The sequence below is a fragment of the Dysgonomonas sp. GY75 genome (assembly GCF_015234155.1).
GTDB classification, from domain to species: Bacteria; Bacteroidota; Bacteroidia; order Bacteroidales; family Dysgonomonadaceae; genus Dysgonomonas; species Dysgonomonas gadei.
In genome coordinates this window covers 1-25975 of sequence record NZ_JADCLQ010000056.1, presented here as the reverse complement: position 1 = coordinate 25975, position 25975 = coordinate 1, and the positions used below count along the sequence as shown (strand labels likewise).

Sequence of the window (25975 nt, the reverse complement as noted above, 5' to 3'; positions counted from 1 at the left end):
CCGCATCTGGAAAGAGGTATACTATATTCTCAAAAGGGTATACACATGCTATACAACATATTTCGTTTAAATTTGCGATTCGATATGCTGATATCTTTGTAATATGAATTCATTCAAAACCACATATTTCATTATCTCCGGTATTATATTCTGTTTCTTTATAATACCTGCGATTGCTTATTCCCAGAATACGGTTAAGCAACTGTCCAATACCGACGGGCTGTCCAATAATTCGGTAAATTGTATTTTTGAGGATTCGGAACAAACAATATGGATAGGCACATGGGACGGCCTCAATTCGTATAACGGGAGAGAGTTTAAAACTTACCGCTACAATCGGAACAATAAGTCCTCGATAAGCAATAATGTAATCCGGCAAATTCTGGAATCAGATCCAAACCATCTCTGGATAGCGACGGATTACGGTGTGAACAGATGGGATAAACAAACTCAGGGATTTACGAATTATTTTCTAGGGACAGAACATCAGATACCGAAGCAAGAGAGGTCTTTTCTCATTGGAATCACGTCCCGGAAAGATATTATCTGTTATGTAAAACAGCAAGGATTATTCCGTTTCGATGCCGGACAGCAGATGTTTATTCCGGTGAATCATTCCTTAACTGAGGGTACTGTCAAAACCTTTGCGATTGATGGGAACGATAATATATATTTCTTATATGAAAACGGAAAGCTGCAACAGTCTAAATTATTATATCAGGATAAAGAGATTAAATTATCCCAACCCAGATATTTAGAACAGGAGAAGCCCATATCCAATATATTTATGCTACATAATAATATGCTGGTACTGAACTATCCGGGTTATCTGAAAATAATAGATGACAGAAACCTTTATCCGAGCACCATTGACTTTGACAAGAACAAGACTATCTCCCAGGTTGTGTATTATAAGGATAACTTATTGATAAGCTATTATGAAGGAGGCTGTGAAACCTATAATCTGCACACGAAAGTATATCAGCCAATACAAAGTATTTCTCCCAGAATATCCATATTCTCTCTTTTTTCAGGCAGTCAGAATATACTTTGGATAGGAACGGACGGTCAGGGTATACTTAAGGCATATGAATATGACTCTCCGTTCAAAACAGTTTATACGAACCATCCGGTAAGAAGCTTTTGTCAGTATAACCGGAATGAAATATTAGTAGGAACGAAGGGAGACGGGATCAAAATGTTCGAAAAGGAAACAGGGAAATTATCCGACTTCTTAAATATCAGTTCGGGATTAATATCAAATTCTATATATATAATAAGAAAGAACCAATCAGGAGATATATTCATCGGCACTGAGGGTGAAGGTATCAATATATTATCGAAAGACAAGCAATTGTACAGATTAAGTATTCCGGCGAAGCATCCTGTCTTTAGAGCAGTTTACAGCATCCATTTTACAAGTAATGACTCGTTGTTATGGCTAGGAACATCCGGCTACGGACTGATAAAAATAGCATTGACTAAAAGAGCAAACCAATATGAAGTACAGGACATAGAACAATACACATCTGCCGATACACATAACTCACTCAACAACAATGTTATATACTCAATCACTTCGGGAGTGGATAAAAATCAGCTATGGTTGGGTACACGTGGAGGAGGTATAAGCCGGTTTAATATAAAAGATAAATTATTTGAACGGATAGAAGATATAAATAATAATCTTTCCCTGACAAACAATGACGTTCTTTCCCTGACAAGAGATGCAGAAAGCCTGTGGATTGGCACAAGTTATGGGCTTAACCGCTTCGGATTGAACGACAATCCATCAGGGATACAGGAATATACAGAAAGAGAAGGACTGGCCAACAATACGATACACGGTATTCTTGAAGATGGGACAGGCGATATATGGATCAGTACCAATCAGGGAATTTCCCACATTAATCTTTCTGACAATAGTGTTACAAACTATTCATCGAAAGACGGACTTCAGAACGATGAGTTCTCTGACGGAGCCTATTATAAGGATGATGATGAGATTCTCTATTTCGGAGGAGTGAACGGATTCAATTATTTCAACCCGGAAAAGATACATCTGAGAGACTTTAACCCATCTATTGGCTTGAGTAATCTGAGGATATTCAATACCGCACAGAATATCAATGAACGCATAAATGATAATACACTAAAACTGGCATATGACGAAGCATATGTAACATTTTCATTCATTGCGCATGACTTCATCAATAACGAAAATTGTGAATACGACTATCGTTTGCTCAACTTTTCGGATGAATGGATAAACAATGGCAACAATCCCAACATTGTATTCACAAAATTACCTCCCGGAAAATACCAATTGGAAGTAAAAGTGACAAACGGCGACAGGGTATGGGGTGACAATATATATACTTTAAGTATAGATGTGGCATATCCGTGGTGGCTGAGTACTATTGCCTTTATTATATACATTATTTCGGCACTGATCATCATGTATATAGCATACTCAGTGATAAGAAACAGGATAAGACTCAACAGGCAATTACTGCTCGAACATATAGAAAAGCAGAACCAGGAGAAGATGCACGAGTCGAAACTCAATTTCTTCACCAATGTTGCTCACGAATTCTTTACTCCGCTCACACTTATATACGGGCCGGCACAGCACCTGCTCGAGAAAGCGGATCTCGACGGGTACACAAAACGGTATATACAGATAATAAAGAATAATGCCGACAGGATGCAAAAACTGATCAACGAACTGATGGAGTTCCGGAAAGTAGAATCGGGACACACACCTCTGCATCCGGAAAGTATAGATATAAAACTTTTGATAGAATATATCACGGATAACTATACGGAAATAGCACAGGAAAACAAAATAGAATTCAGGGTAGAGACGGATAGTATATCTACTATTATTACCGACCGTAATTCATTGGAAAAAATTATATTCAATCTTATTTCTAATGCTTTCAAATATACCCCGGCAAATGGCTTTATACATATCAGCGTTACACAAAACAATAATCTGCATATAAGTATTAAGAATTCCGGAAAGGGGCTAACAGACAGACAAATGTCCGAAGTGTTTAACCGCTTCAAAATCCTGGAAACATCCAAGTTACAGAACTCGACAAGTACAGGCATCGGACTAGGTCTGACAAAAAGCCTGACCGAAATGCTCGGCGGAGAAATCAGTGTATCAAGCAAACTGGGAGAATACGTCATGTTCGAAATAGATATTCCTCCGATGAAATCCAATCAGCTTATTTCTTCCATAGACAGCCAAAATGATGACCGGATAGCTATAAGTCCGCAAATCTATGATAAGAAAGATATTTCTATCTTGATTGTCGAAGATGAAAAGAATATACGGGAACTCCTTAAAGATATATTAAGCCCCTACTATAATATCAGTGAGGCCGGAGACGGGGAAGAGGCCGTATCGATGATAGAGCAGAATATGCCGGATATAATATTAAGTGACGTATTGATGCCGAATATGGATGGAATGGGGCTTATAGATAAACTCAAATCCGATCCGAAGACGGCGCATATCCCAATTATAAATGTATCGGCGAAAAGCTCGGTGGAAGACCATATCAATGCATATCAACATGGAGCGGATCTGTATATTACAAAACCTTTCCATCCACGTCATGTGTTGACTACCGTGCAGAACCTGATCAATAAACGTTCCGTACTGAAAGATTTTTTCAATTCGAGCCTTTCATCCATCACTATAAAAGATGGGATCACGATTCATCAGGACGATGAACGGTTATTACAGGAGATAGTGTCATTCATTGAGAAAAACATGGACGACGAATCATTAAACCCGAATGCGATAGCCGACGCTCTTGGGTTGAGTAAAGCAACATTGTACCGGAAATTAAAGGACATGGCAGATAAGACCCCCAGCGAATTTGTAAGAACAATCCGGCTCAATTACGCGTCACAGCTTTTGATAACTACGAAGCTGACCGTATCCGAGATTATGTTCAAATCCGGATTTACCAACAAGTCTTATTTCTACAGGGAATTCTCGAAGCAATATGACATGTCGCCGAAAGAATACAGGCTATCCAAAACTAAAGAATAGTATCAGGTTTTATCGCGCCTTTCCAGAAAATCAGATGGCAGTACCCCATACTGTTTCTGGAAACATTTGGCAAAATACGACGGATTATTAAATCCGACCATATAGCAGACCTCATTTACGCGGTATTTATTTTCATTCAATAATTCTGTCGCTCTTTTCAGTCTTACCATCAGTAACAGTTTATTCGGGGTGATACCCGACAGGTTTTTTATCTTGGCAAATAAGCCGGAACTACTGATATGAAGCTCTTCTGCTAAATACTCGATTGTGAAATCAACATTGGCAATATTCTTTTCTATAATATCATTCACCTTTGCAAGGAACTCTTCGTCTCCCCTGTTTCCCGCGATGCTTTTCAAAGAGGCAAATGGTGTCTCCGTAAATTTCTTCAACAGGCTTCGCCTCGATTCGAGCAGATTCCTTATCTGCACTGAAAGGAATGAGATCGAAAACGGTTTCTCTATATACGCGTCGGCTCCTGTTTCCAAGGCCTCGATCTTCGATGCAATATTAGTTTTGGCCGTCAGCATTATCAAAGGGATATGATTCCAGAGTAAACTATTCTTTACCTTATTACAGAATTCTATCCCATCCATATTGGGCATCATAATATCGCTTATGATCAGGTCGATTTCCTCCTTTTCCAATAATTTTATTCCTTCTATGCCATCATTTGCCAGAAGGACATTATATCCTAAAATCAGATTCTTTCTGATAAATTCCTGCATATCCGGATTATCTTCTACAATCAGAATAGTTTGCCTGTCCTCCTCTTGTAAAGACTCCTTTAAGTTAATATCTGAAAGAGCCTTATTTACATCACTTTGCAATACCTCTTCATGCAATTCTCTTTCCTCTTCAATCACCTGATCCATGTTTATCGTACTCATTGGAAGTGTAATAGATACAGAAAGTCCTTTACCCGGTTCACTTTCTATATCTATACTCCCGTTACAAGCATCCACAATCGTTTTTACCAGATAGAGCCCCAAACCCGTACCAGCCTTATGGTTACCGGATATCTGATAGAAAGGTTTAAAAATATTCTCCCTCTCATTTTCAGATATCCCATCTCCATTATCTTTTACACATATTATATATTTATTACCTTCTACATCAGAGCGAAATATAAGCTCTATGTAGTCTTTCGTATATTTGGATGCATTGTTGAGCAGATTACTTACCACCTTTGTCAGATTCTCTACATCTATTGCGGTACGGAAGTCCTTATCATCGTATGTATAAACGAATCTGATATGCTTATGTTCCACATAAGATTTAAAGCGGTCATACATATTTAATAAGAATCCATATACATTCTGATCCGATAAAGTAATTTGTATCGTCTCCCTTTCTATCTTTCTGAAATCGAGTAATTGGTTCACCAGGTTAAGAAGCCTCTGGCTATTACGGTCTATAATATTCAGATCGCCCTTTATATGCTCGGGCAAAGTATCCGAAGTTTCTATAATTTGTTCCAATGGCCCTATAATAAGACTCACAGGAGTGCGTATCTCGTGAGCAATGGAAGTAAAGAAATTTATTTTAGAGTCATACGCCTCTTTTTCCTGCTCATTCTTTATTTTCTCAATCCTCTCCCTATTCCTTTTTTCATCCCTGTTCCTTATATAAGTAAGAAAAGCGATGGATGCAGCAGTGGCTAACAATATATAAAAGGTCACAGACCAGTTATTCCACCAGAACGGAGGGGTAATCACCAGTTTAATTTTCAATCCCGTATCGTTCCATATACCGTCATTGTTCGATGCTTTGACCTTAAAGAAATATTCTCCCGGAGGTATATTCGTATAAGCTGCCTTACGTACTTTACCTACATAGTTCCAGTGCTTATCGAAACCTTCGAGCATAAAAGCATATTCATTTTTTTCAGGGGCAAAATAACTTAGTGCCGTATATTCGAAACTAAAGCCATTTTTATTGTAGGGTAATGTTATCTGCCGGATGCTATCTTCGCCATATGATAGATAATCGTAAAAATTCACAGACTTATTAAACAACTGAAAATCTGTAATCTCTATTAACGGAATAGATCGGTTTATCACAATCTGCTTAGGATAAAAAGCATTGAATCCGGTTGCTGTCCCCAAATATATTCTGCCGGAAGATGTCTTTATCCCGGACTTTCCTGTAAACTGGTCACTCAACAATCCATCCCCTTTAGTAAAAATACGGTATTGATTGGTTTTAGGGTCGAGACTTACTAACCCGCGGGTGGTTGCTATCCACAGGAAACCATTATCACTGAATATACTGCAAATTGAATTGCTCTGAAAATTAACCGATATTTGTATAAAAGATTGAGTTTTCGCATCGTACCGGCACAAACCGCTATTTGTTCCTATCCATAGCTGGCCGGACTCATCGAGACAAAGGCAAATAACATCGTTACTGATCAAAGAAGACTTATCCTCCGGATCAAACTGGTATGCATGCCATTGCTTTGTATCCAGATTGTAGGTATGAATCCCGTCTCCGATAGTAGCTACCCAGATCGTATTTTCCACTTGAAGTATATCTATAATCAACGTATTCAATTTTTTCATACGGAGAAAACTATCCGTTTTGCGGTCATAGAGATTTACTCCTGTTGTGGTACCAATCCAGAGATTATCACGGGAATCCTTATATAAAGCATATACATTATTAGCATCCAGAGAAGTCGAATCTGACGGATTGTTATAATAGCACTTAAACTTCTTCGTACGCAGATCCATCACATTCAACCCTCCCGAATATGTTCCTATCCATAAGTTATCATCGTATATACACAGAGCATGTACATTGTGATAAGAAAGACTGTTCCTTTTTTTATCGGGCTTATATGCAATGAATTTTTCTGTTTTTGTATTGAAGAAGTTCAGTCCCCCGTCATCTGTCCCTATCCATAGGTTACCGGATGCGTCTTCACAGAATGTACTCACAACATTACCACTTATCGAATTTTCATATCTGTCGTGCGTATAACTTGTAAAATAGTTTCTGTTAGGAGATGCATAATTAATACCTCCATAATAAGTACCTATCCAAAGTCCGCCTTCCCTATCCTTATAAATAGGGTAAACAAAACGGTTCGATAATACCGGCTCCTTGATATGAGACTCTCTCTTATTGCCGATAACAGGCGATATGCTGAAAGAAGTCAGCCCGTCATTCGAGCCTATCAGCAGCTTCCCCGGCTCATATTCCATCAGGGAATGAATATGGAGTATTTTGTCTGCATTCTCTGTGTTCAGATAATTACCTTTAATTCCGGTTTTCTTATCTATTTCGAAAAGGCCATTAGTCCATGTTCCCAGCCATAGCATACCGAAGGTATCTTCCAACAGGGTATATCCTCGGAGTTGGCACAACAGATCGGAGTTAGTATCAGGAAATGCAGGAACAAACTCATCTTTCTTCTTATCTAATTTATATAACTGATATATCGTATTATTAACTAATGCCCATATCGTATTATCGCGGTCTTTGTAAACACAGGTTGTAAAAACCGGCTCCTGTTTGTTTTTCACGTATTTATTAAAGGAGTACAGCTTTAACACATCTGTGTGTCTGTTATAAAAAAACACTCCTTGTTTAAATGAACTTATCCATATATTCTCATTCTCATCGGATAAAATATTCTGTATCTTATCGTTAAGTGGAATATTCTCCTTTGTCCTCTTTGTAAAAGTACGGAAACGGTCGCTTTGATAATCATAAATAGAGATTCCGGTTTCAGTCCCTACCCATAGTTTCTTGTTTATATCTTCATAAAGACTATATATATAATTATTTACGATAGATGTGCTATCCCTTGGTATATTCCTGTATGAATGAAAATTATATCCGTCGAAACGGTTGAGTCCATCCTCTGTTCCTATCCAGATATAACCTCTCGAATCCTGCTCAATAGCATATACAGTGTTCGACGACAGTCCGTTCTCTACAAAGTAATATTTAAAATTCAGCTCAATTCCTGTAAGCGGAGAAGTAAAAAGAAAAAAACATACTATCACCAGGAATGTCTTTAATATCCGTGTTTTCATATAGTATAAAGGTTTTAAGTGTAAATATCGCACTTTTTCCGGTAACACAAAATTTCAAAAAGATAGCACAATCCTACAAATGAATACCCAAACTACTGGTTTAATGCAATTTAAGCTTAATTATTGTATCATAATTAAAATATTAATTTGGATAAATTTCGCATTGTTCTGGAGATTCGTTGCATATGCCTTCAACATATTTTAACGTCTTTTGCAATAGAGGAATTGCCCGCTTCGATTCTTTGATTATTACCGGAATCTAAAACTTATTATAGTATGAAAAGCATTATCACATTCTTTTTATTATTTATAGGTATTTGTAATTTCTCCCTTGCTCAACAGGAATTTGGGAAACAAGGCCAATCAGTCATTTCTGAATTTGACAAACTTGCCCAAACTCCACCAATGGGATGGAACAGCTGGAATAAATTCGGATGCAACGTCAGCGAAAAACTGATTAAAGAGATGGCCGACGCCATTGTTTCATCAGGAATGAAAGATGCCGGCTACGAATATGTGGTGATCGACGACTGCTGGCAAACCGGACGCGATGAGGAAGGAAATATTATAGTAGATAAAGACCACTTTCCCAACGGAATGAAACCTGTTGCCGACTATGTCCATAGTTTAGGTCTCAAATTCGGGATATACTCCTGTGCAGGGAGCAAAACATGTCAGGGAAGGCCGGGCAGCCGTGGATACCAGTTTCAGGATACACGCCAGTATGCCGGATGGGGTGTCGATTACCTCAAATACGACTGGTGCTACAATGAAGGCCAGGATGCTAAAGCCGCCTATAAAACGATGAGCGACGCATTAAAGGCGTGTGGCAGACCTATCGTATTCAGCATATGCGAATGGGGCGAAAACAAACCTTGGGAATGGGGTAAAGGCATAGGCCATCTATGGCGCATCACAGCCGATATACGTGACTGTTATGATTGTAAGTTCAACTGGGGAGGAGTAGGCGTATTACAAATATTAGACAAGGCACTCACCATTAATCAATATTCCGGCCCCGGGCATTGGAACGACCTGGAGATGCTCGAAATCGGCAATGGAGGACAGACAGAAAATGAGTATCGTTCACATTTCGCTATCTGGAGCATGATGTCGGCACCATTAATGGCCGGAAACGATATCCGCAATATGGACGCACTGACAAAGGAAATACTTCTCAACAAAGAGGCTATCGCAATCAATCAGGATAAGTTAGGCAAAACAGCATTCCGGTTTGTCACATTGAATGGTATAGACATTCTCGTCAAAGCCTTATCGGATGGAGATGTGGCATTCCTGTTCATAAACCGGAATAATTTCAATATCGACCTCGACTATAACTGGAATTTCGATACAGTATATGACGAAAGCCTCGAAAACGGCTCATTATACATGAAACGCATACCGAGAAAAATCAAAAACATATGGACACAGCAGGAAATGGGTACTACTGATACCCCTCTGAAAAAAGTATTGGAACCCCATGAAAGTTTATTCGTCCGGCTCAGGAAATAACCGGAAGGAAAACACACTAGAATAAATTACTAACAACCATGAATTCGAAAACTAATTAAATCTAAAGATGAGAACAAACCTTCTAAAAATTAAACACAAAACAGCCTGTTGTATACTACTGTCATGTGTTATGCTGGGCGGGCTGGCTTACCCTCAGGTATCGGTTGCCGATAACAGCAAAGAAATACAGCAATCAAAGACAACGGTTTCGGGAACAGTCATAGATGAAAAAGGCGATGCACTGATAGGAGTATCGGTAGTAGAAAAGGGCACGATAAACGGTACAACTACCGATGTAGACGGCAAGTTTACACTTTCGGTATCCGGCACCGATTGTACGCTCGTATTTTCATACGTAGGTTTCCAGAAACAGGAAATAAACCTGAACGGACAAAGGAACATATCGGTAACACTCTCCGAAGACCTGAAAATGCTGGATGAAGTTATCGTCATCGGTTACGGCACCCAGCGAAAAGGCGATGTCACCAGCGCTATCGCCAGTGTGAAATCCGAAGACTTTTCTGTAGGAAAGATAGGCGATGCAGCCGAACTTATAAAAGGAAAGGTAGCCGGATTGAGTATTACCAATTCGTCAGGAGACCCGAATGCAACTTCCAGCATCATGCTCCGGGGTATTTCTACCTTATACGGAAATGTACAGCCACTGGTTTTAGTCGACGGAATCGAGGGTAGCCTGACAACCGCCGCTCCCGAGAATATCGCATCGATAGATATCCTGAAAGATGCTTCTGCTGCCGCTATATACGGTACGCGCGGTGCAAACGGGGTTATTATAATCACTACGAAAACAGGCAGGCGCGAATCCCATTCGGAAGTGAACTATTCGGGCTATCTGTCCTTCTCCAATTGGTATAAGACTGCCGATTTTATGGATACAAACGATATTATCTATGCACGTACCAGTTTCCCATATGAGGGGTATGATACCGACTGGCTCAAAGCTGTTACCCGCAAGGCCGGATATACGCAAAACCATTCCTTAGAGCTGAAAGGAGGCTCCAAAACATCGGCCTATTCTGCAAATGTAACATATAGCGACGAAGAAGGTATCATGCGCAAAAGCGACAGCCGCGATCTGAAAATGCAACTCGACTTCACACAATATGCGATGAAAGATATCCTGAAATTCAATGTTAATTTATTGTATGGTAATCACAAGAATACCAACAATGATAATAATTATGTATACAGGCAAGCCCTGATACACAATCCTTCATCTCCTATTTATAACGAGGATGGCTCATATTACGAGGAGTATAGCCGCTTTCAGTATTACAACCCGGTGGAAATACAAAACGAAATGATTGGCGACACAAGGTCCCATTATTCCCGCCTCACAGGAAGGGTTACGCTAGAGCCGATAAAAGGATGGCAAACCGAACTGATGGTATCCCTGAAAGAAAACTCTTCTACCGGACAAACATTCTATACAAGTGATTATTATAGTCAGGTAATAGCAGCATGTAAAGGTTGGGCATCCAAATCATCGAGCAACGGCCGCAGCGATAACTTAGACCTGACATCCAGATATGACTTCTCTATAGGAAAACACAGAGCTAACGCTCTGATAGGATATAGCTACCTGTACAATGTCAATGACGGTTTCAGTGCAGGAAATGGTAACTTCTCATCGGAATCTTTCTTATACAACAACTTAGGCCAGGGTACTTACCTGAAAGACGAAGACAAAACAGCAAGTATGGGGTCATACAAAAATGACAATCACCTGATTGGGTTCTTCGGTCGTGTGAGCTATGCCTACGATGACCGCTACAATATTTTAGCATCTGTACGCCGTGAAGGGTCTTCCGTATTCGGTAAAGATAATAAATGGGGAACCTTCCCTTCCCTGTCGCTGGGTTGGACTGTCAGCAACGAAAGCTTTATGAAACCATTGACCTGGATCGACAACCTGAAACTGCGTGCAGGCTATGGAAAAACGGGGGTAAACGCCCTGTCGTCTTATACTTCGCTGACCTTGTTCGGTTACGACCCTTATGGCGACCATCTGAACAAAGACGGACAATGGAGCCCATCGTTGCAGGTAACTCAGAATCCAAATCCGAAATTGAAATGGGAAACAACTCAGGAATTCAATGTCGGGCTCGACTGGGGTATTTTCGGAGGACGTTTGAGCGGATCTATAGATGTATACAACAAAAGGACAAAAGACTTACTATACAGCTACACAGTACCTGTACCTCCCAACATGTATAATTCCACTCTGGCTAATGCCGGAAAGATGAGTAATAAAGGGATAGAGATACTGATCAAAGCCGTACCTGTAAAAAATAAGGATTTTGAATACAATACCACTTTGACATTATCCCACAACAGCAACAAACTCCTGAGCCTGTCCAACGACCTGTATGAAACACGCAACTTCGCACAGGAAGGAAATGCCGGAGACCCTATAACTGTGCCTACACACTGCCTGGAAGTAGGTCACCGCATGGGAGATTTCTGGGGACTAAAATCTGTAGGCGTCAGCAAAGACGGCTTTGTGCTGGTGGAAGTATCGGATGGTAACGGAGGCTGGGTCGTAAAAGAATTCGACTCAAAATACAACGAAGAAGTCAACCGTCAACGACTAGGCAATGGCCTGCCTCAGGTATATGCCGGTTGGGGACATACATTCCGCTACAAGGATTTAGACCTTAGCATGCAATTCACAGGTCAGTTCGGATTTAAGATTTTAAATCTTCAGCGGGCTTTCTACGAGAACAATTCGATAGCTTATAACCGCCTGAAATCGGCAGCCAAATGGTATGGGGCAGTGGATACAAGCGGTGCGCCGATAATAGATCCGGCTACAGGACAGCAATTGCAGGTACAATTATCAGGCTCGATGTCGCAAGGCGTATGGAGTGACCATATCGAGAACGGAGACTTTGTGAAATTAGCTAATCTGACATTAGGATATAATCTGCCATTATCAGGAGCCGTCAAAGAATACATCAAAAAAGCCAGAGTATACGTATCTGGTCAGAACCTGTTTTGTATCACAGGCTATTCAGGCCTGGACCCGGAAGTATCTAACTATTTCAGGACACCGGGTATAGACGGCCGCGACAAATATCCTACCACCCGTTCATTCACAATAGGTGTAAATCTAAATTTCTAATACCAGTAAAATCATGAAATTAATTAAAAATACTATAATAGGGCTGGCAGTAAGTTCATTGTTAACTTTCGCAGCTTGTACAGATCTATCTGAAAATGTATACGACCAACTGACAGATGAAACAATAGATATAACAGACGAACAGGCTGTAGGCGAAATGATGGGAGAAGCATATGCACAGCTGCGTTATCTCTATTGGGGATGGAACGGTTATTTCGACCTGATGGAAGAATGCAGCGATACGTATATGACACCAAAACGCATCGGTGTGGGTTGGGGCGACTTATATGTATCCATGCACAAACACAGCTGGAACTCTTCATTAGGCCATACCGAAGGTTTGTGGAATTATGCCTACGTGGGTATCGGCTACACCAACAAATGTCTGGATATATTATCGGATACGGGAGTAGAACAGGCCGAAATGCGCTTTATCCGGGCACTGAACTACTATATCCTGCTTGATGCATTCCGCAATGTACCCTTGGAAACAACACAGAATATACCCGAAGGCCATCTTCCTCAGCAACAGAATGCCGAACAGATTTTCGAATTTTGTGTAAGTGAACTTAATGCCATCAAAGACGATCTCAGCAAAGAAAAAATACACGGCTATCCTAACCGCTATGCTGCCTGTATGGTATTGGCCAAGTTATATCTGAATTACAATGCATACTTCGGGACCACAGGCACTGATTATTATGAAAAAGCGCTGACTGAAGTAAACGAAGTGATTACCGACGGCGGATTCTCTCTGGCTCCAAATTATCTTGACAATTTCAAAGCTGATATTTCAGGATCACCCGAAGTTATATTCGCAATTCCTTTGGATAAGAAAAGGGCAGCCCACAATTATCTGGTTAACAAATGCCTGGTAGGTGCAGGAGCAGCTGCCTACGGATATTCAGGAGCACCTTGGAACGGCAGTTGTGCAGTACCTCAGTTTATCGACAGCTACGACGCAGCCGACAACCGTAGTAAATATACATGGACAGGCGGTATACAGAAAAGTGCAACTAAAGATACGGATGGCAACTATATCCCTCAGTCCGGAGAGCCGATACCTTTCACATCCGATGACTGGTCGGGACAAGGAGTACTCAATTATTCAAAGAATGTACACTCTATAGATAATCCCGGAGCATATCAGCAAGAGGGCTACCGTTTTGTAAAAAGTGAAATCGTAGGAGGTGATGCAGGCACATATGGTAACGATGTTGCATTTTTCCGTCTGGCAGATGCCATGTTCATCAAAGCGGAATGCTTGCTACGATTAGGCAGGGACGAACAGACTGCTGCCAGTCTGATTACAGATGTCCGCAAGCGTTCATTCGATTCTGCGGCAAAAGCAACACGCACAATTGCCGATCTGAAAGGCGGAAGTGTATATGATTACGGTCACCGCGAGTATACCAGCGAAGGCTATGCAAACTGGGATCCTGCATCTTACAAGAATACTTCGGAAAAAGGGAATGACATTGTATTAGGAGGCTTACTCGACGATCTGGCCTGGGAATTTGTAGGTGAACATCATCGCCGTCAGGATCTGATAAGGTTTAAAATGACCGACGGCCGCAATGTCTTTAACGGAAAATCATGGTTCTGTAAAGATGCGACTACCGAAACACATTGGGACTATTTCCCGATACCTAAATCTGCGATGGATGGAAATATATCTCTCGTTCAGAATAAGGGATATAGTAATTAATCCGTTCAGAAAACAATTGTTAAATAAAAAGAGAAATTCAAAATGAAAAGCATATATCTATATATAATATTTATCGCTCTCTTTGCCGTAGGTTTGAGCAGTTGCAGCGATAACTCGGATTTTTGGGGACTGCATACATTAACTCAGGAGGAGATTGATGAAATTGCCCGTCAGGAAGCTGAAAAAGAGGCGCAGAAAAACAAAATCAATGCAGACCTGATATTAGAATATTCAGTGGATGTGGTTATAAACCAAACCCTTTATAATGGCGCCACATTGGTAGTAGAAATGAATAAAATAGCTGAGCTGTTCGGAATCACCGAAGAGCAATTGATACTGGGCATTGCAGGAGAAAGCGGAGCTCCCGAAATCAAGGGTTTCGGTATACTAGGTACCACGCATGCAGATGCCGGTTCCATGACAAATACAAATGCTCCCTGGGGGCACTGGTGGGATAAGAACGGCGATATTACCACATGGGGTACAGATGCCATGGTATTTGCCGAATATAATACGGAAGATAAACAATTCGCGATAGGACAATATCCGGGACATCTGGTAGAAGGGCAAACCGTTAAGTTCATCGAATGCCTGAAATATAATGAAAAACGTGCAGCTGTAGTTATAACTGTAAAAGCCAAAACAGCAGGTGCAATAACTGCTCCGGTAATTAATACTCAGGAACTCAGCATCAATGTAACCCCAAGAAGCAGCTACGATCAGGATCCGCTTAAGTTCAACCTGACGCAGACAATGACCGATCTGGGTATATCTTCGATGGATGATATAAAATTCCTCGGCGTGAAAGAAGATGGCAGTTATGCTCAGGAAGCTGTTACAGGCACAGGATTCTGGTATGACATGAACGGATTTGTCGGCGAGTATGGTGACAATGCTAGTGTATACACTACCTACGGAGACTTTGAGGATGATGAAATAGGAATAGGGCAGATGCCTGACAATCTGGAAGAAGGACAATCCTTTACTATCCGCTATGCTTTCCTTGCCAATAACAAAATAGAGATGTTCAGAATCACAGTGAATGTTATTGCCTACGAAGACCCGGAAACGCCTCCGGCAGGTACACCGACTGCAATAGAAAAGAATAAATAATATCATGTTGTTCAGATTCAATATAAAATTACATAAGCCTGCCATGGCAGGCTTATGCTTCTACGCACTTTTTTTCTTTCTTATCGCCGGAATTACAAGTACTGCTTTATCCGGTTGCAGCGATAGTAAGGAAGATATAGTAATACCTGAACCCGAACCTGAAGACACAACAAAAATAGATACAGTCACTGTTCTGAAACCTGAAGATATACAAGACTATGAAAAAATTTATAAACCGAAGGAATTCAGCAGTATGGATATGCTCCGGGCAGACAGCAAATGGTCATTCGTACGCAGCAAGCAGTCAGACCACTTTATAGTCTTCTGGGAAAAAGGATTCGGGGACAATCCCAATGCATCGACGGTTTCCGAAGCATTGCGCGTAGATATAGACGATCTGCTAAAGAAGGCAGAAACTTATTATGAGACAAATATCAACACGCTGAAATTTGCAGAAACAGGCAAAGGTAAGTCCAATCTCGACAAATACAAGATGCAGATTTATATGCTTTACCAGACCGAATGGCTGGCGACAGGCGGAGGATACGACGACATCATCGGCGGGCTGTGGGTGAATCCAAGCACCTGCAAACCCGTAGGCTCGACGATTGCCCACGAAATCGGGCACAGTTTCCAGTATCAGGTCTACGCCGACCTGATTGCGAACGGAAGTTCCAACGACTTCACCCGTGGATTCCGATATGGATACGGAGGCAACGGAGGTAATGGATTTTGGGAACAGACCGCACAATGGCAATCTTTCCAATCATATCCGACGGAAGCTTTCGAGTCTTATAACTTCAACGTATACATGGATAACTATTTCCGTCATACCGGACACGAGTGGCAACGCTATGCCAGCTATTTCATCCACTATTACTGGACGGATAAGCACGGGATAGACTACATAGGTAAACTATGGCGCGAAGCCGTTAGCCCGGAAGACCCGATGGAAGCACATATCCGTCTCAGCAACCTGAGTATGGATAACTTCAATGCCGAAATGTATGATGCTGCCACCCGCTTTGTAACGTGGGATATAGATGCCATCCGCACCAATGGGAGCAACTATATAGGCAAGCACAGCTATAAACTCTATACCCTCCCTGATAAAAGTTATCAGGTAGCATATAGCCATTGCCCGGGTACAACAGGATACAACGTTATTCCATTGAATGTACCGGCAGAGGGAACAGTTGTCACTACTTCCTTCGAAGGCCTGCAACCGGGTTCTTCACTGGCTTCCGGCGATCCGGGGATATGTACCATCGGTGAGAAAACCAGCACTGTGACCAAATACAATAACGGTAGTCTAACGAGAGCAGGATGGCGTTACGGATATGTAGCACTGCTGAGCAACGGACAGCGTGTATATGGCGAAATGAACCGGAAAGCGAAAGCCGATGTGGAATTCACAATCCCTGCAAACTGCGAAAAACTATGGTTCGTCGTATTAGGTGCACCGGGTTCATACAAATCGCATCCCTGGGATGAAGACGAAAGCAATGATGAACAGTGGCCATATAAAATAAGTTTTGCCAATACGGACGTTCTGGGAAATATCAATTTTACAGGAGATGAAAAGCATGAAAACACTGAGTTTACATTCGATGTACGCTTCCCTGCAAGTGCAACGGAATATACCGGAGGAACCGTCAGCCTGGATTATACCGAATTGGTAAAACTGGCAAGGGCATTCGTGCTTCAACCGGGCGAAATAACATCTGCCTTAGGTAAAAGCATCAAATTCTATGCCGTGGAGAGTAGCGGGAGCCTGAATGCCACAACTACGGCGAATGGCTACGGACACTGGTTCGATGCCGCAGGAAATGTATGCAACTGGGGAGATGTCAGCAAAGTATTCTCGGAATATTCCGAGTCCGGTTTCACATTTACAATAGGGCAATATCCGGGGCATTCTTCATCAGGAGATAAGTATACCATCCGGCAGGCATTAGTATACGAATATGAGGCCGGAAAAACGGTACAGGCAACATTTACATTCAATGTTACTATTCAATAAAAACTAAAGATACATGAAAGAAAAACTAGCATTAATTCTTGTTACTGCAGGGCTAATGTTCTCGTGTGAAACTATGGAGGAGCCATCAGCTGTAAAGCTCGGCGAAATCAAGGAAGTTCCGTTTACAGATGTTCATTTTACTGACGAATTCTGGCTGCCGCGTATGGAAATCAACCGGACGGTTTCTATCCCGTCGGCATTTCATCAGTGTGAAATCAATGGACGGTTCGACAACTTTGCATTGGCAGGAGGACTTATAAAGGGTGAACACAAAGGGGATTTCTCCTTCGACGATACCGACCCTTACAAAATTATAGAGGGAGCATCTTATTCCCTCGCCGTAAAATACGATCCGAAATTAGACGCATACCTCGATAGTGTAATCACTCTTATTGCAGCAGCTCAAGAGCCGGATGGCTATCTTACCACCTGCGTCACCAACAAATGTACACGCCTGTCGGGCTGGTGGGGAAGTTCCCGCTGGGAGAAAATCAACAGCCACGAATTATATAACAGCGGTCACCTTTACGAAGCAGCCGTTGCCCATTATCAGGCAACTCAGAAGAGGACATTATTAGATGTGGCCATCAAGAATGCCGACCTCGTTTGTCAGGTATTCGGCCCTAACGAAGGACAAAAGCATGTTCCGTCGGGACATCCGATCGTAGAAATGGCTTTGGTAAAACTATACAGTGTAACCGATGATAAGAAGTATCTGGATATGGCGCGTTACTTTGTCGACGAAACAGGACGTGGTACTGATGGGCACAGGCTCAGTCCATATAGCCAGGACCATATGCCGATACTCGAACAGGAGGAAATCGTAGGGCACGCCGTACGAGCCGGATACCTCTATTCGGGAGTAACGGATGTAGCTTCTATGCAGCACGACCATAAACTGTTCGATGCCGTAAACCGTGTATGGGATAATATGGCGAGCAAGAAGCTATATATCATAGGGGGCATTGGTTCGCGGGCACAGGGCGAAGGATTCGGCCCTGATTACGAACTGAATAACTTCAATAACTATTGCGAGACATGTGCATCGATAGCCAATGTATACTGGAATCAGCGCATGTTCCTTGCCACAGGTGAATCCAAATATGTAGATATACTGGAGAGAGCTCTTTACAACGGACTGATAGCGGGAGTTTCCCTGAGCGGAGATAAATTCTTCTATGGAAATCCGCTGGCATCGGACGGAGGATTCGAACGTGCACCTTGGTTCGGTTGTGCATGCTGTCCGGGAAATGTTACCCGCTTTATGGCTTCTGTTCCGGGATATGCATATGCTGTAAATAAAAAAGATATTTATGTAAACCTATTTGTGGAAGGGAATTCCAAAATCAAAGTGGATAACAATGAGGTGGAATTGGTACAAAAGACCAAATATCCATGGCAGGGAGAAGTAGAAATAGAAGTAAATCCTGCGGCGAAAGAGAAGTTTACCATGCTGGTTCGTATTCCGGGATGGGCAAAAGGACAGCCTGTTCCTTCCGACCTGTATCAATATGTTGACGGAGCAAAACCGGAAGTCAAGATTTCGGTAAACGGACAAGATGCAAAGAAAAAAATCCGGGGCGGATACGCGGTTATCGAACGTGAATGGAAGGCCGGAGATAAAATCTCCATACATATGGATATGCCGGTAAGAAGAGTACAGGCACATAAAGAAGTGAAATACGATGAAGGCCTTTTATCTATGGAGCGTGGCCCCATTGTTTATGGACTGGAAAGTATAGACCAGAAGAAAGATTATCTATTTGATGTAGTGATTCCGCGTGATTCGAAAATCGAGTCTCATTTCGAAAAGAATCTGCTGAACGGCGTTATGGTACTCGAAGGAAACGCTTATTCGGTAGAGAAAGATTCGGTAAATGGCAACACAATAGAAAAACCATTTACGTTCAAGGCTATCCCTTACAGCACATGGAACAATCGCGGACAAGGTCAACTTGTAGTATGGACGCCCGAAACATCTCAATACGCTATTCCAAAACCCGAACCTACTATCGCATCTCAGGCCTGGCAGATAGACGGATGGGGATTCAACGACCAGTTCGAACCGAAGTCTTCTGACGATATTAATACCCCATACCACTATTGGTGGCTCAAGGCAGGAACGGAAGAATCTATCGGATATAAGTTTCAGAAACCGCAGAAAGTATCGAGCGTGGAAGTATATTGGCTCGCATTCGAGCATTACGATGTTATTTACAAAGCTCCCGAATCATGGAAGTTGCTGTATAAAGACGGAAACGCATGGAAAGAAGTTAAAAACACTTCGCCTTACGGCACGGAAATCGACAAATACAATAAGGTGACCTTTGAGCCAATAACCACTACAGAATTGAAGCTGGTAGCCCAGTTGCAAAGACCGAAGGCCGAAGGCGCTTCGGATGAAAACGGGCCGCAGGTAGTAGATGTAGGCCGCAAGGGGTATTCGGGCGGTGTAATAGAATGGAAAGTTAACCCATAGAAAAATAAGCAATGATGAAAATAAGATTATTATATTCACTCTTTTCTATACTATTTACAATCTCAATTTATAGCTGCTCCGACAAAAAGGGGCAGCTTTCTTCCGGTGAGGTAAAAGTAACTGCTATACCCGATACGTTAAATATAGACCCATTCTACAAAAAATATGCGAATGCTGACGGAATCCCCATCGTATCATCAGCCAAGGTCAACGACAGTGCACTAATCAGGGCTGGCAAAGTGATTTCACAGGTATTATCCAAACGGGAGGATGTAAAGAAAGCAATGATAGCCAAAGGCTGCAAAGTAATGATTATAGGAGAAAAGGAAGAAGTATGCGACATTCCCGAATACAAGAGAATATGCGATACTCCGGAAAATATTGACTATTGGAATAAACGCGCCCGAGGATTCGGCGGAGCACCCGAACACGATTTCAGTGCCAGTTGCGGCGAGGAGAATGTGATTTGCCTGCCGGGTGACAGGTATAAGGGGGAAAGCATTCTTGTGCACGAATTTGCACATATCATTCATATGGTGGGTATTCTGGGTATAAATCCAAATTTCGACAACGAACTGGAAGCATTGCGGCTGAAAGCGATAGAAAAAGGTTTGTGGGAAAATACGTATGCTATCAGCAACAAAGAAGAGTATTTTGCAGAAACAGTGCAATCATTTTTCGACTGCAATAAATATTCGGCCGAACCAAATGGAGTACATAATTCTATTAACACACGGGAGAAACTGAAAGAATATGACCCCGACATGTATAACCTTTTATTGCAATATTTTCCCAAAATAGAATTGGATTTATGCAGTGATAACAAGACTAATCTGTAACAATATGAAAAAGGCCTTATATATCCTATTGTTTATTCTTTCTTTCCATACATTGTATGGGCAGGAAGTAAAATATAATACTCCGGGAGCAGGAAACCCTATTATTCCGGGTTACTTTGCCGACCCCACAGTCCGTAAGTTCGGAGATACATATTATATCTATGCCACTACCGACGGCACAGGGCTGGGTGTAGGCCCTGCACAGGTTTGGAAATCAAAAGATTTTGTAAACTGGACTATCGAACCGATGAACTGGCCAACAGCCAACCAGATATGGGCGCCGGACGTGATGCAGGGTACCGACGGACGATATTATAATTATTATAGTCAGGCATGTAAAATATTCTGCGGGGTATCGGATAATCCCACAGGCCCGTGGACAAATATACTCGGCCCGGATGAGGCAGTACTTATTCCCGACCGTTATGTGAAAATGTCCATTACCCTCGATGCACAAAGTTTCATCGATGACGATGGCTCTACCTACCTCTATTGGGGTACATGGGGAATATACAAAGATCACGGCTGCGGTGTAGGCAAACTGAGCGCCGATATGAAAAACCTTGTAGATACTACGCTGATACCGAATACACAGGCTACCGATTTTTTTGAAGCGCCGTATGTATTCAAACGCAATGATATTTATTACCTGACTTATTCTTCGGGTTCGTGCCACGACCATACTTACCGCGTGCAATATGCGACCAGCAAGGTAGGGCCAATGGGACCTTTCGAATTTGCAGACAATAATCCGATACTGTCTACAAGTGCCGACAGCACCATTCATGGGCCGGGGCATCACAGTATACTGCAAGAGGGTGACGACTATTATATCGTTTACCACAGGCATAACATTCCGCAATCGACACGTGGCTTTTTCAGACAGATAGCAGCCGACAAACTCGAATTCGATAAGGACGGACGCATACAAAAAGTAGATGCAGGACATAAAGGAATCGGGTTCTTACAGAAAGATTCTAATCCATATAAGAATATCGCTTTCGGGGCAAGGGTAAAAGCCTCATCGTATTACGATGAGAATTTTAAACCCGAATATGCCGTAGATGATAATAATGCTACACTTTGGCGTGCCGAAAGCTGCTACAAAGATGAATGGATAGAACTGGATTTAGGTAAAGAACAGAATATTAAACGTATATGGACACAATTCGAACATGCCACATCATTTTATCAATATTTCTATGAAACATCTGCCGATGGTAAAATATGGACGGTTTTTTCTGACAAACGCAATAATATACTTGCCGGAAGCCCGATGACAGACCATGGCGATGTAAAAGCAAGGTATATCCGACTGACAGTTACAGGAAACGAGAAAAATGGTTTATTCCCTGCCGTATGGAATATAAAAGTATTCTCAGAAGGAGAAGACCCATTCCCGAATAACAGCCAGCCATTCGACAAGCAGGCAAAGGTAGCCACGCCGAAAAGACAAGGATTACTGTTCGAAATCAATGCAAACAGTTATCCTGCAGGCTCTCTGGTGGCAAGGATATTTAACGAAAAGAACAAAAAAGAAGGATTCGACGCTTTCTCTATGGCTGTTCCTATCAAAAACTATAAGAGCAAAACGGCTTTCGCATTTAATGGATATCAGCAGTTCAGGTCTGATTTCGGATTGCCCGAAACTATGACAGGCAATGCACCTTACAGCATTTCAGCATGGATAGCATCCGAAAATCCGAAAGAAAACGAATGTATACTCGATATCAACGAATCGTATGGCGAACTGGAGAAAATAATCTTCGGGTATGGAAGCAGTCCCCGCAGCGGAATCACCATGCATCACGGCTGGTACGAAGATATGGGAATCAAAGATATTAGAACCGACGGGGACTGGAAACATATAGTTGTTACCTTCGATGGATATAAGGAAAAAATATATATTAACGGTATATTTGTAAAAGAAAAGGATATTTTTCTGCGTGTAGGAAAAAGCGAAAAAATTACTTTAGGTACTAAACTTGATGGAGAACATCGTTTCACCGGATACCTCAACTCTCTCAGGTTCTATGATACACCATTGACACAGAATGAAATATCGGAACTTTATAATCAAGGAAAATAATATAACAAAACAGATATAGCTATGAAAAAATTAAGTTTAGTCGTTCTTTTACTCACCTGCTACTGGCTAACAGGCTGGGGATGCAACCATCCCGGACACAACCATGTACATGAGCAGAAAGGAGACAATAAGGACTACCCTATCCAGCCGATAGCCTTTACTTCAGTTAAATTCTCGGATAAGTTCTGGGCACCGCGTATCCGTATCAATCAGGATGTGACAATACCGATTGCTCTCGGCCATTGTTACAATACGGGGCGGGTAGATAACTTCAAGAAAGCGGGTAAACTGATGCCGGGTTATTTTGCTACTCAACTGACTTTCGACGATACCGATATTTATAAGATCATCGAAGGCGCGGCCTATTCTATTCAGATGTTCCCTAATAAGGAACTGGAAGCCCGTATGGATACTCTGATCTATTACATACAAAAGGCTCAGGAACCTGACGGATATCTATATACAGCACGTACTGCAGGAGAACCGGGTAAACTGCACGAATGGGTAGGTGAAAAGCGTTGGGAGAAAGACCCCGACCTCAGCCACGAACTATACAATTGCGGTCACTTGTACGAAGCGGCAGTCGCTCATTACCAGGCGACAGGAAAACGCTCCCTGCTCGATGTGGCTATCAAAAATGCCGACCTGCTGGTAAAAGACTTCGGGCCGGGTAAACTCGCTTACGAACCCGGACATCAGATCGTAGAAATGGGACTGGCAAAGATGTACCGTGTGACGGGTAAAAAAGAATATCTCGACCTCGCCAAATATTTCCTCGACCTGAAAGGCCACGGACACAGCGGCGAATATAGCCAGACACACAAGCCTGTCATCGAACAGGACGAAGCTGTAGGACATGCCGTGCGTGCTGCCTATATGTACTCAGGGATGGCCGATGTGGCTGCTTTGACCGGGAATGAGGCTTACCTTCACGCCATAGACAAGATTTGGGACAATGTAGTTACCAAGAAATTATATATCACAGGGGGCATCGGAGCAACAGGCCACGGCGAAGCTTTCGGCAAGAATTACGAACTGCCGAATATGTCGGCCTACTGCGAAACCTGCGCCGCTATCGCCAATGTGTACTGGAATCACAGATTGTTCCTGCTTCACGGTGATTCGAAATATTATGATGTGCTGGAACGTACTTTATACAACGGATTAATTTCGGGTATCAACCTCGACGGCAATCGCTTCTTCTATCCGAACCCGCTGGAATCGGTGGGACAGCACGGACGCAGCGAATGGTTCGGCTGTGCATGTTGCCCGAGCAATGTATGCCGCTTTATGCCTTCGATACCGGGATATGTATATGCTAAGAAAGATGATAAGATATATGTGAGCCTTTTTGTAGAAAGCGAAGGTGAAATAGAATTGGGTAAAAACAAAATCAATCTGTCACAGAAGACCGGTTATCCGTGGGATGGCAATGTAACCATCAATGTAGACCCTGCGAAATCAGAGAAATTCGATGTGCTGGTGAGAATACCGGGATGGGCATTGAATAAACCTGTACCAAGCGACCTTTACACTTACCTGAATCCGAAAAAGGAAACTGTAAAGATAAAAGTGAACGGAAAAGATGTAGATTACACAATAGGAAGTAACGGTTATGTAACTCTTTCACAGAAATGGAAAAAGGGAGATAAGATAGATGTATCATTCCCGATGGATGTCCACAAAGACGTGGCAAACGAGAAAGTAGAAGACGACAGGGGAAAAGTAGCTATTGAGCGCGGCCCTATCGTATATTGCCTGGAATGGGTAGATAATAAAGACCGTGTACTGAATGCCGTACTAGACGATAATATCGTATTTACAGAAACTTTCCTATCCGATAAGCTGAGCGGAATCATGCAACTGGAAGCAAATGCCAAAAGCGCATCGCGGGATAAAGACAATAATGTAATTGTAGAAGACAAGCACCTGACCGCTATCCCGTATTATGCATGGTCGAACCGTGGCTCGGGTGAAATGGCTGTATGGATACCGCGCACAGTGGAATCGACACGCCCATTGCCACCTCCGACTTTCTGTACGAATGCGAAAGTATCATCCTCGTCTCCTAACAAATCGATGAGCAGTGTAAACGACGGTTATTGGCCGAAGGACTCAAATGACAGGCATGTGCCGTTCTTTACCTTGTGGCCAAAGAATAATTCACAGGAATGGATTGTCTACGATTTTGACAAGCCTGAAACATTCTCAACTGCATCGGTATTTTGGTATGACGACGGGCCTTGGGGCGGCTGCCGCATTCCTCTGTCGTGGGGTGTACAATACAAGGACGATAAGGGAGAATGGGTAAATGTGAACGCCAAAACGCCGGCTAAATCGGAAAAGAATGCGCTGAACAAAATAGAATTCGAACCTGTAACAAGCCAGAGTGTACGCCTGCTATTCCAGTTGCCTGTACAAGAATCGGTAGGCGTTTATGAATTCGAAGTGAAATAGCACATGTAAATTATGACAGAGGATATGCAGAAACAATTTGTAAAGTTTTAGTATGCATATCCTTTTGTTTTTTGATAAAAGTTTATCTATACAGTTGAAAGCCGATAGTCTTTAGCTGTTAGCTTATAGCTCTTTGAAAAAATAATTAGTAAATTAACAGATTAAAGTGTAACCTTTGTTACCTTTTAAGAGTTACGAGTTACTTCGCCCTGCGGGCAGTTACGAGTAGACGAGATACGAGTTGTTAACTGATGACTGCTAACTCTTAAGAAACGCTATCGATAGGCACTAATCTAAAACCATACTTAGCGGCCTGTTTATCAACGTATTTAATTCTTCGTTCCTTGAAATAGTGATTATACTCGTCAAGAGGTAAAGGCGAAAACTCTTTTTTATCCCTGAGCATCCGGTAAAAAATAATTGCCAGCTTGCGAGCAGTCGCTTTTATGGCTGTTGGTGCACCGCTTTTGGCCTTGATGCGCCTGTAAA

Annotated in this window: 11 protein-coding genes and 1 pseudogene; 10 read left to right on the top strand and 2 right to left on the bottom strand. The window is 42.1% G+C overall.

Annotated elements, in window-relative coordinates:
• Positions 1 to 103 precede the first annotated feature (103 nt).
• Positions 104 to 4072, top strand: coding sequence for a response regulator (locus IR083_RS21390; protein WP_199343260.1), 3969 nt, complete (start codon positions 104 to 106; stop codon positions 4070 to 4072).
• A gap of 2 nt (positions 4073 to 4074) precedes the next feature.
• On the opposite strand, the gene IR083_RS21385 is transcribed toward IR083_RS21390, so the two are convergent.
• Positions 4075 to 8118, bottom strand: a complete 4044-nt coding sequence (locus IR083_RS21385) for a two-component regulator propeller domain-containing protein (protein ID WP_194225849.1) — start codon at positions 8116 to 8118, stop codon at positions 4075 to 4077.
• 276 nt (positions 8119 to 8394) lie between these two features.
• Between IR083_RS21385 and IR083_RS21380 the strand changes: the two genes are divergently transcribed.
• The 9 genes from IR083_RS21380 to IR083_RS21340 all read left to right on the top strand — a co-directional run bounded on the left by IR083_RS21380 (position 8395) and on the right by IR083_RS21340 (position 25486).
• On the top strand, positions 8395 to 9633 hold the full coding sequence (locus IR083_RS21380; protein WP_006798999.1) for a glycoside hydrolase family 27 protein: 1239 nt from the start codon (positions 8395 to 8397) through the stop codon (positions 9631 to 9633).
• Positions 9634 to 9700: 67 nt separating this feature from the next.
• Positions 9701 to 12778, top strand: coding sequence for a SusC/RagA family TonB-linked outer membrane protein (locus IR083_RS21375; RefSeq protein WP_194225848.1), 3078 nt, complete (start codon positions 9701 to 9703; stop codon positions 12776 to 12778).
• Positions 12779 to 12791: 13 nt separating this feature from the next.
• Positions 12792 to 14486, top strand: a complete 1695-nt coding sequence (locus IR083_RS21370; RefSeq protein WP_194225847.1) for a RagB/SusD family nutrient uptake outer membrane protein — start codon at positions 12792 to 12794, stop codon at positions 14484 to 14486.
• Between the two features lie 42 nt (positions 14487 to 14528).
• Positions 14529 to 15599, top strand: coding sequence for a DUF4859 domain-containing protein (locus tag IR083_RS21365; protein WP_242052507.1), 1071 nt, complete (start codon positions 14529 to 14531; stop codon positions 15597 to 15599).
• 43 nt (positions 15600 to 15642) lie between these two features.
• On the top strand, positions 15643 to 17622 hold the full coding sequence (locus IR083_RS21360) for a DUF4859 domain-containing protein (protein WP_242052506.1): 1980 nt from the start codon (positions 15643 to 15645) through the stop codon (positions 17620 to 17622).
• 13 nt (positions 17623 to 17635) lie between these two features.
• Complete coding sequence (locus IR083_RS21355) at positions 17636 to 20101, top strand: glycoside hydrolase family 127 protein (protein WP_194225845.1); 2466 nt, start codon at positions 17636 to 17638, stop codon at positions 20099 to 20101.
• 11 nt (positions 20102 to 20112) lie between these two features.
• Positions 20113 to 20940 (top strand): hypothetical protein, encoded by an 828-nt coding sequence (locus tag IR083_RS21350; protein ID WP_194225844.1) that lies wholly within the window; start codon positions 20113 to 20115, stop codon positions 20938 to 20940.
• Between the two features lie 4 nt (positions 20941 to 20944).
• A complete protein-coding gene (locus tag IR083_RS21345; RefSeq protein ID WP_194225843.1) occupies positions 20945 to 23029 on the top strand; it encodes a family 43 glycosylhydrolase in 2085 nt (694 codons plus the stop codon).
• 21 nt (positions 23030 to 23050) lie between these two features.
• Entirely contained in the window at positions 23051 to 25486 is a 2436-nt protein-coding gene (locus tag IR083_RS21340) for a glycoside hydrolase family 127 protein (protein ID WP_194225842.1), read from the top strand.
• A gap of 265 nt (positions 25487 to 25751) precedes the next feature.
• Here the strand turns inward: IR083_RS21340 and IR083_RS21335 are convergent.
• Positions 25752 to 25975, bottom strand: a pseudogene (locus tag IR083_RS21335) (hypothetical protein); the annotation flags it as partial.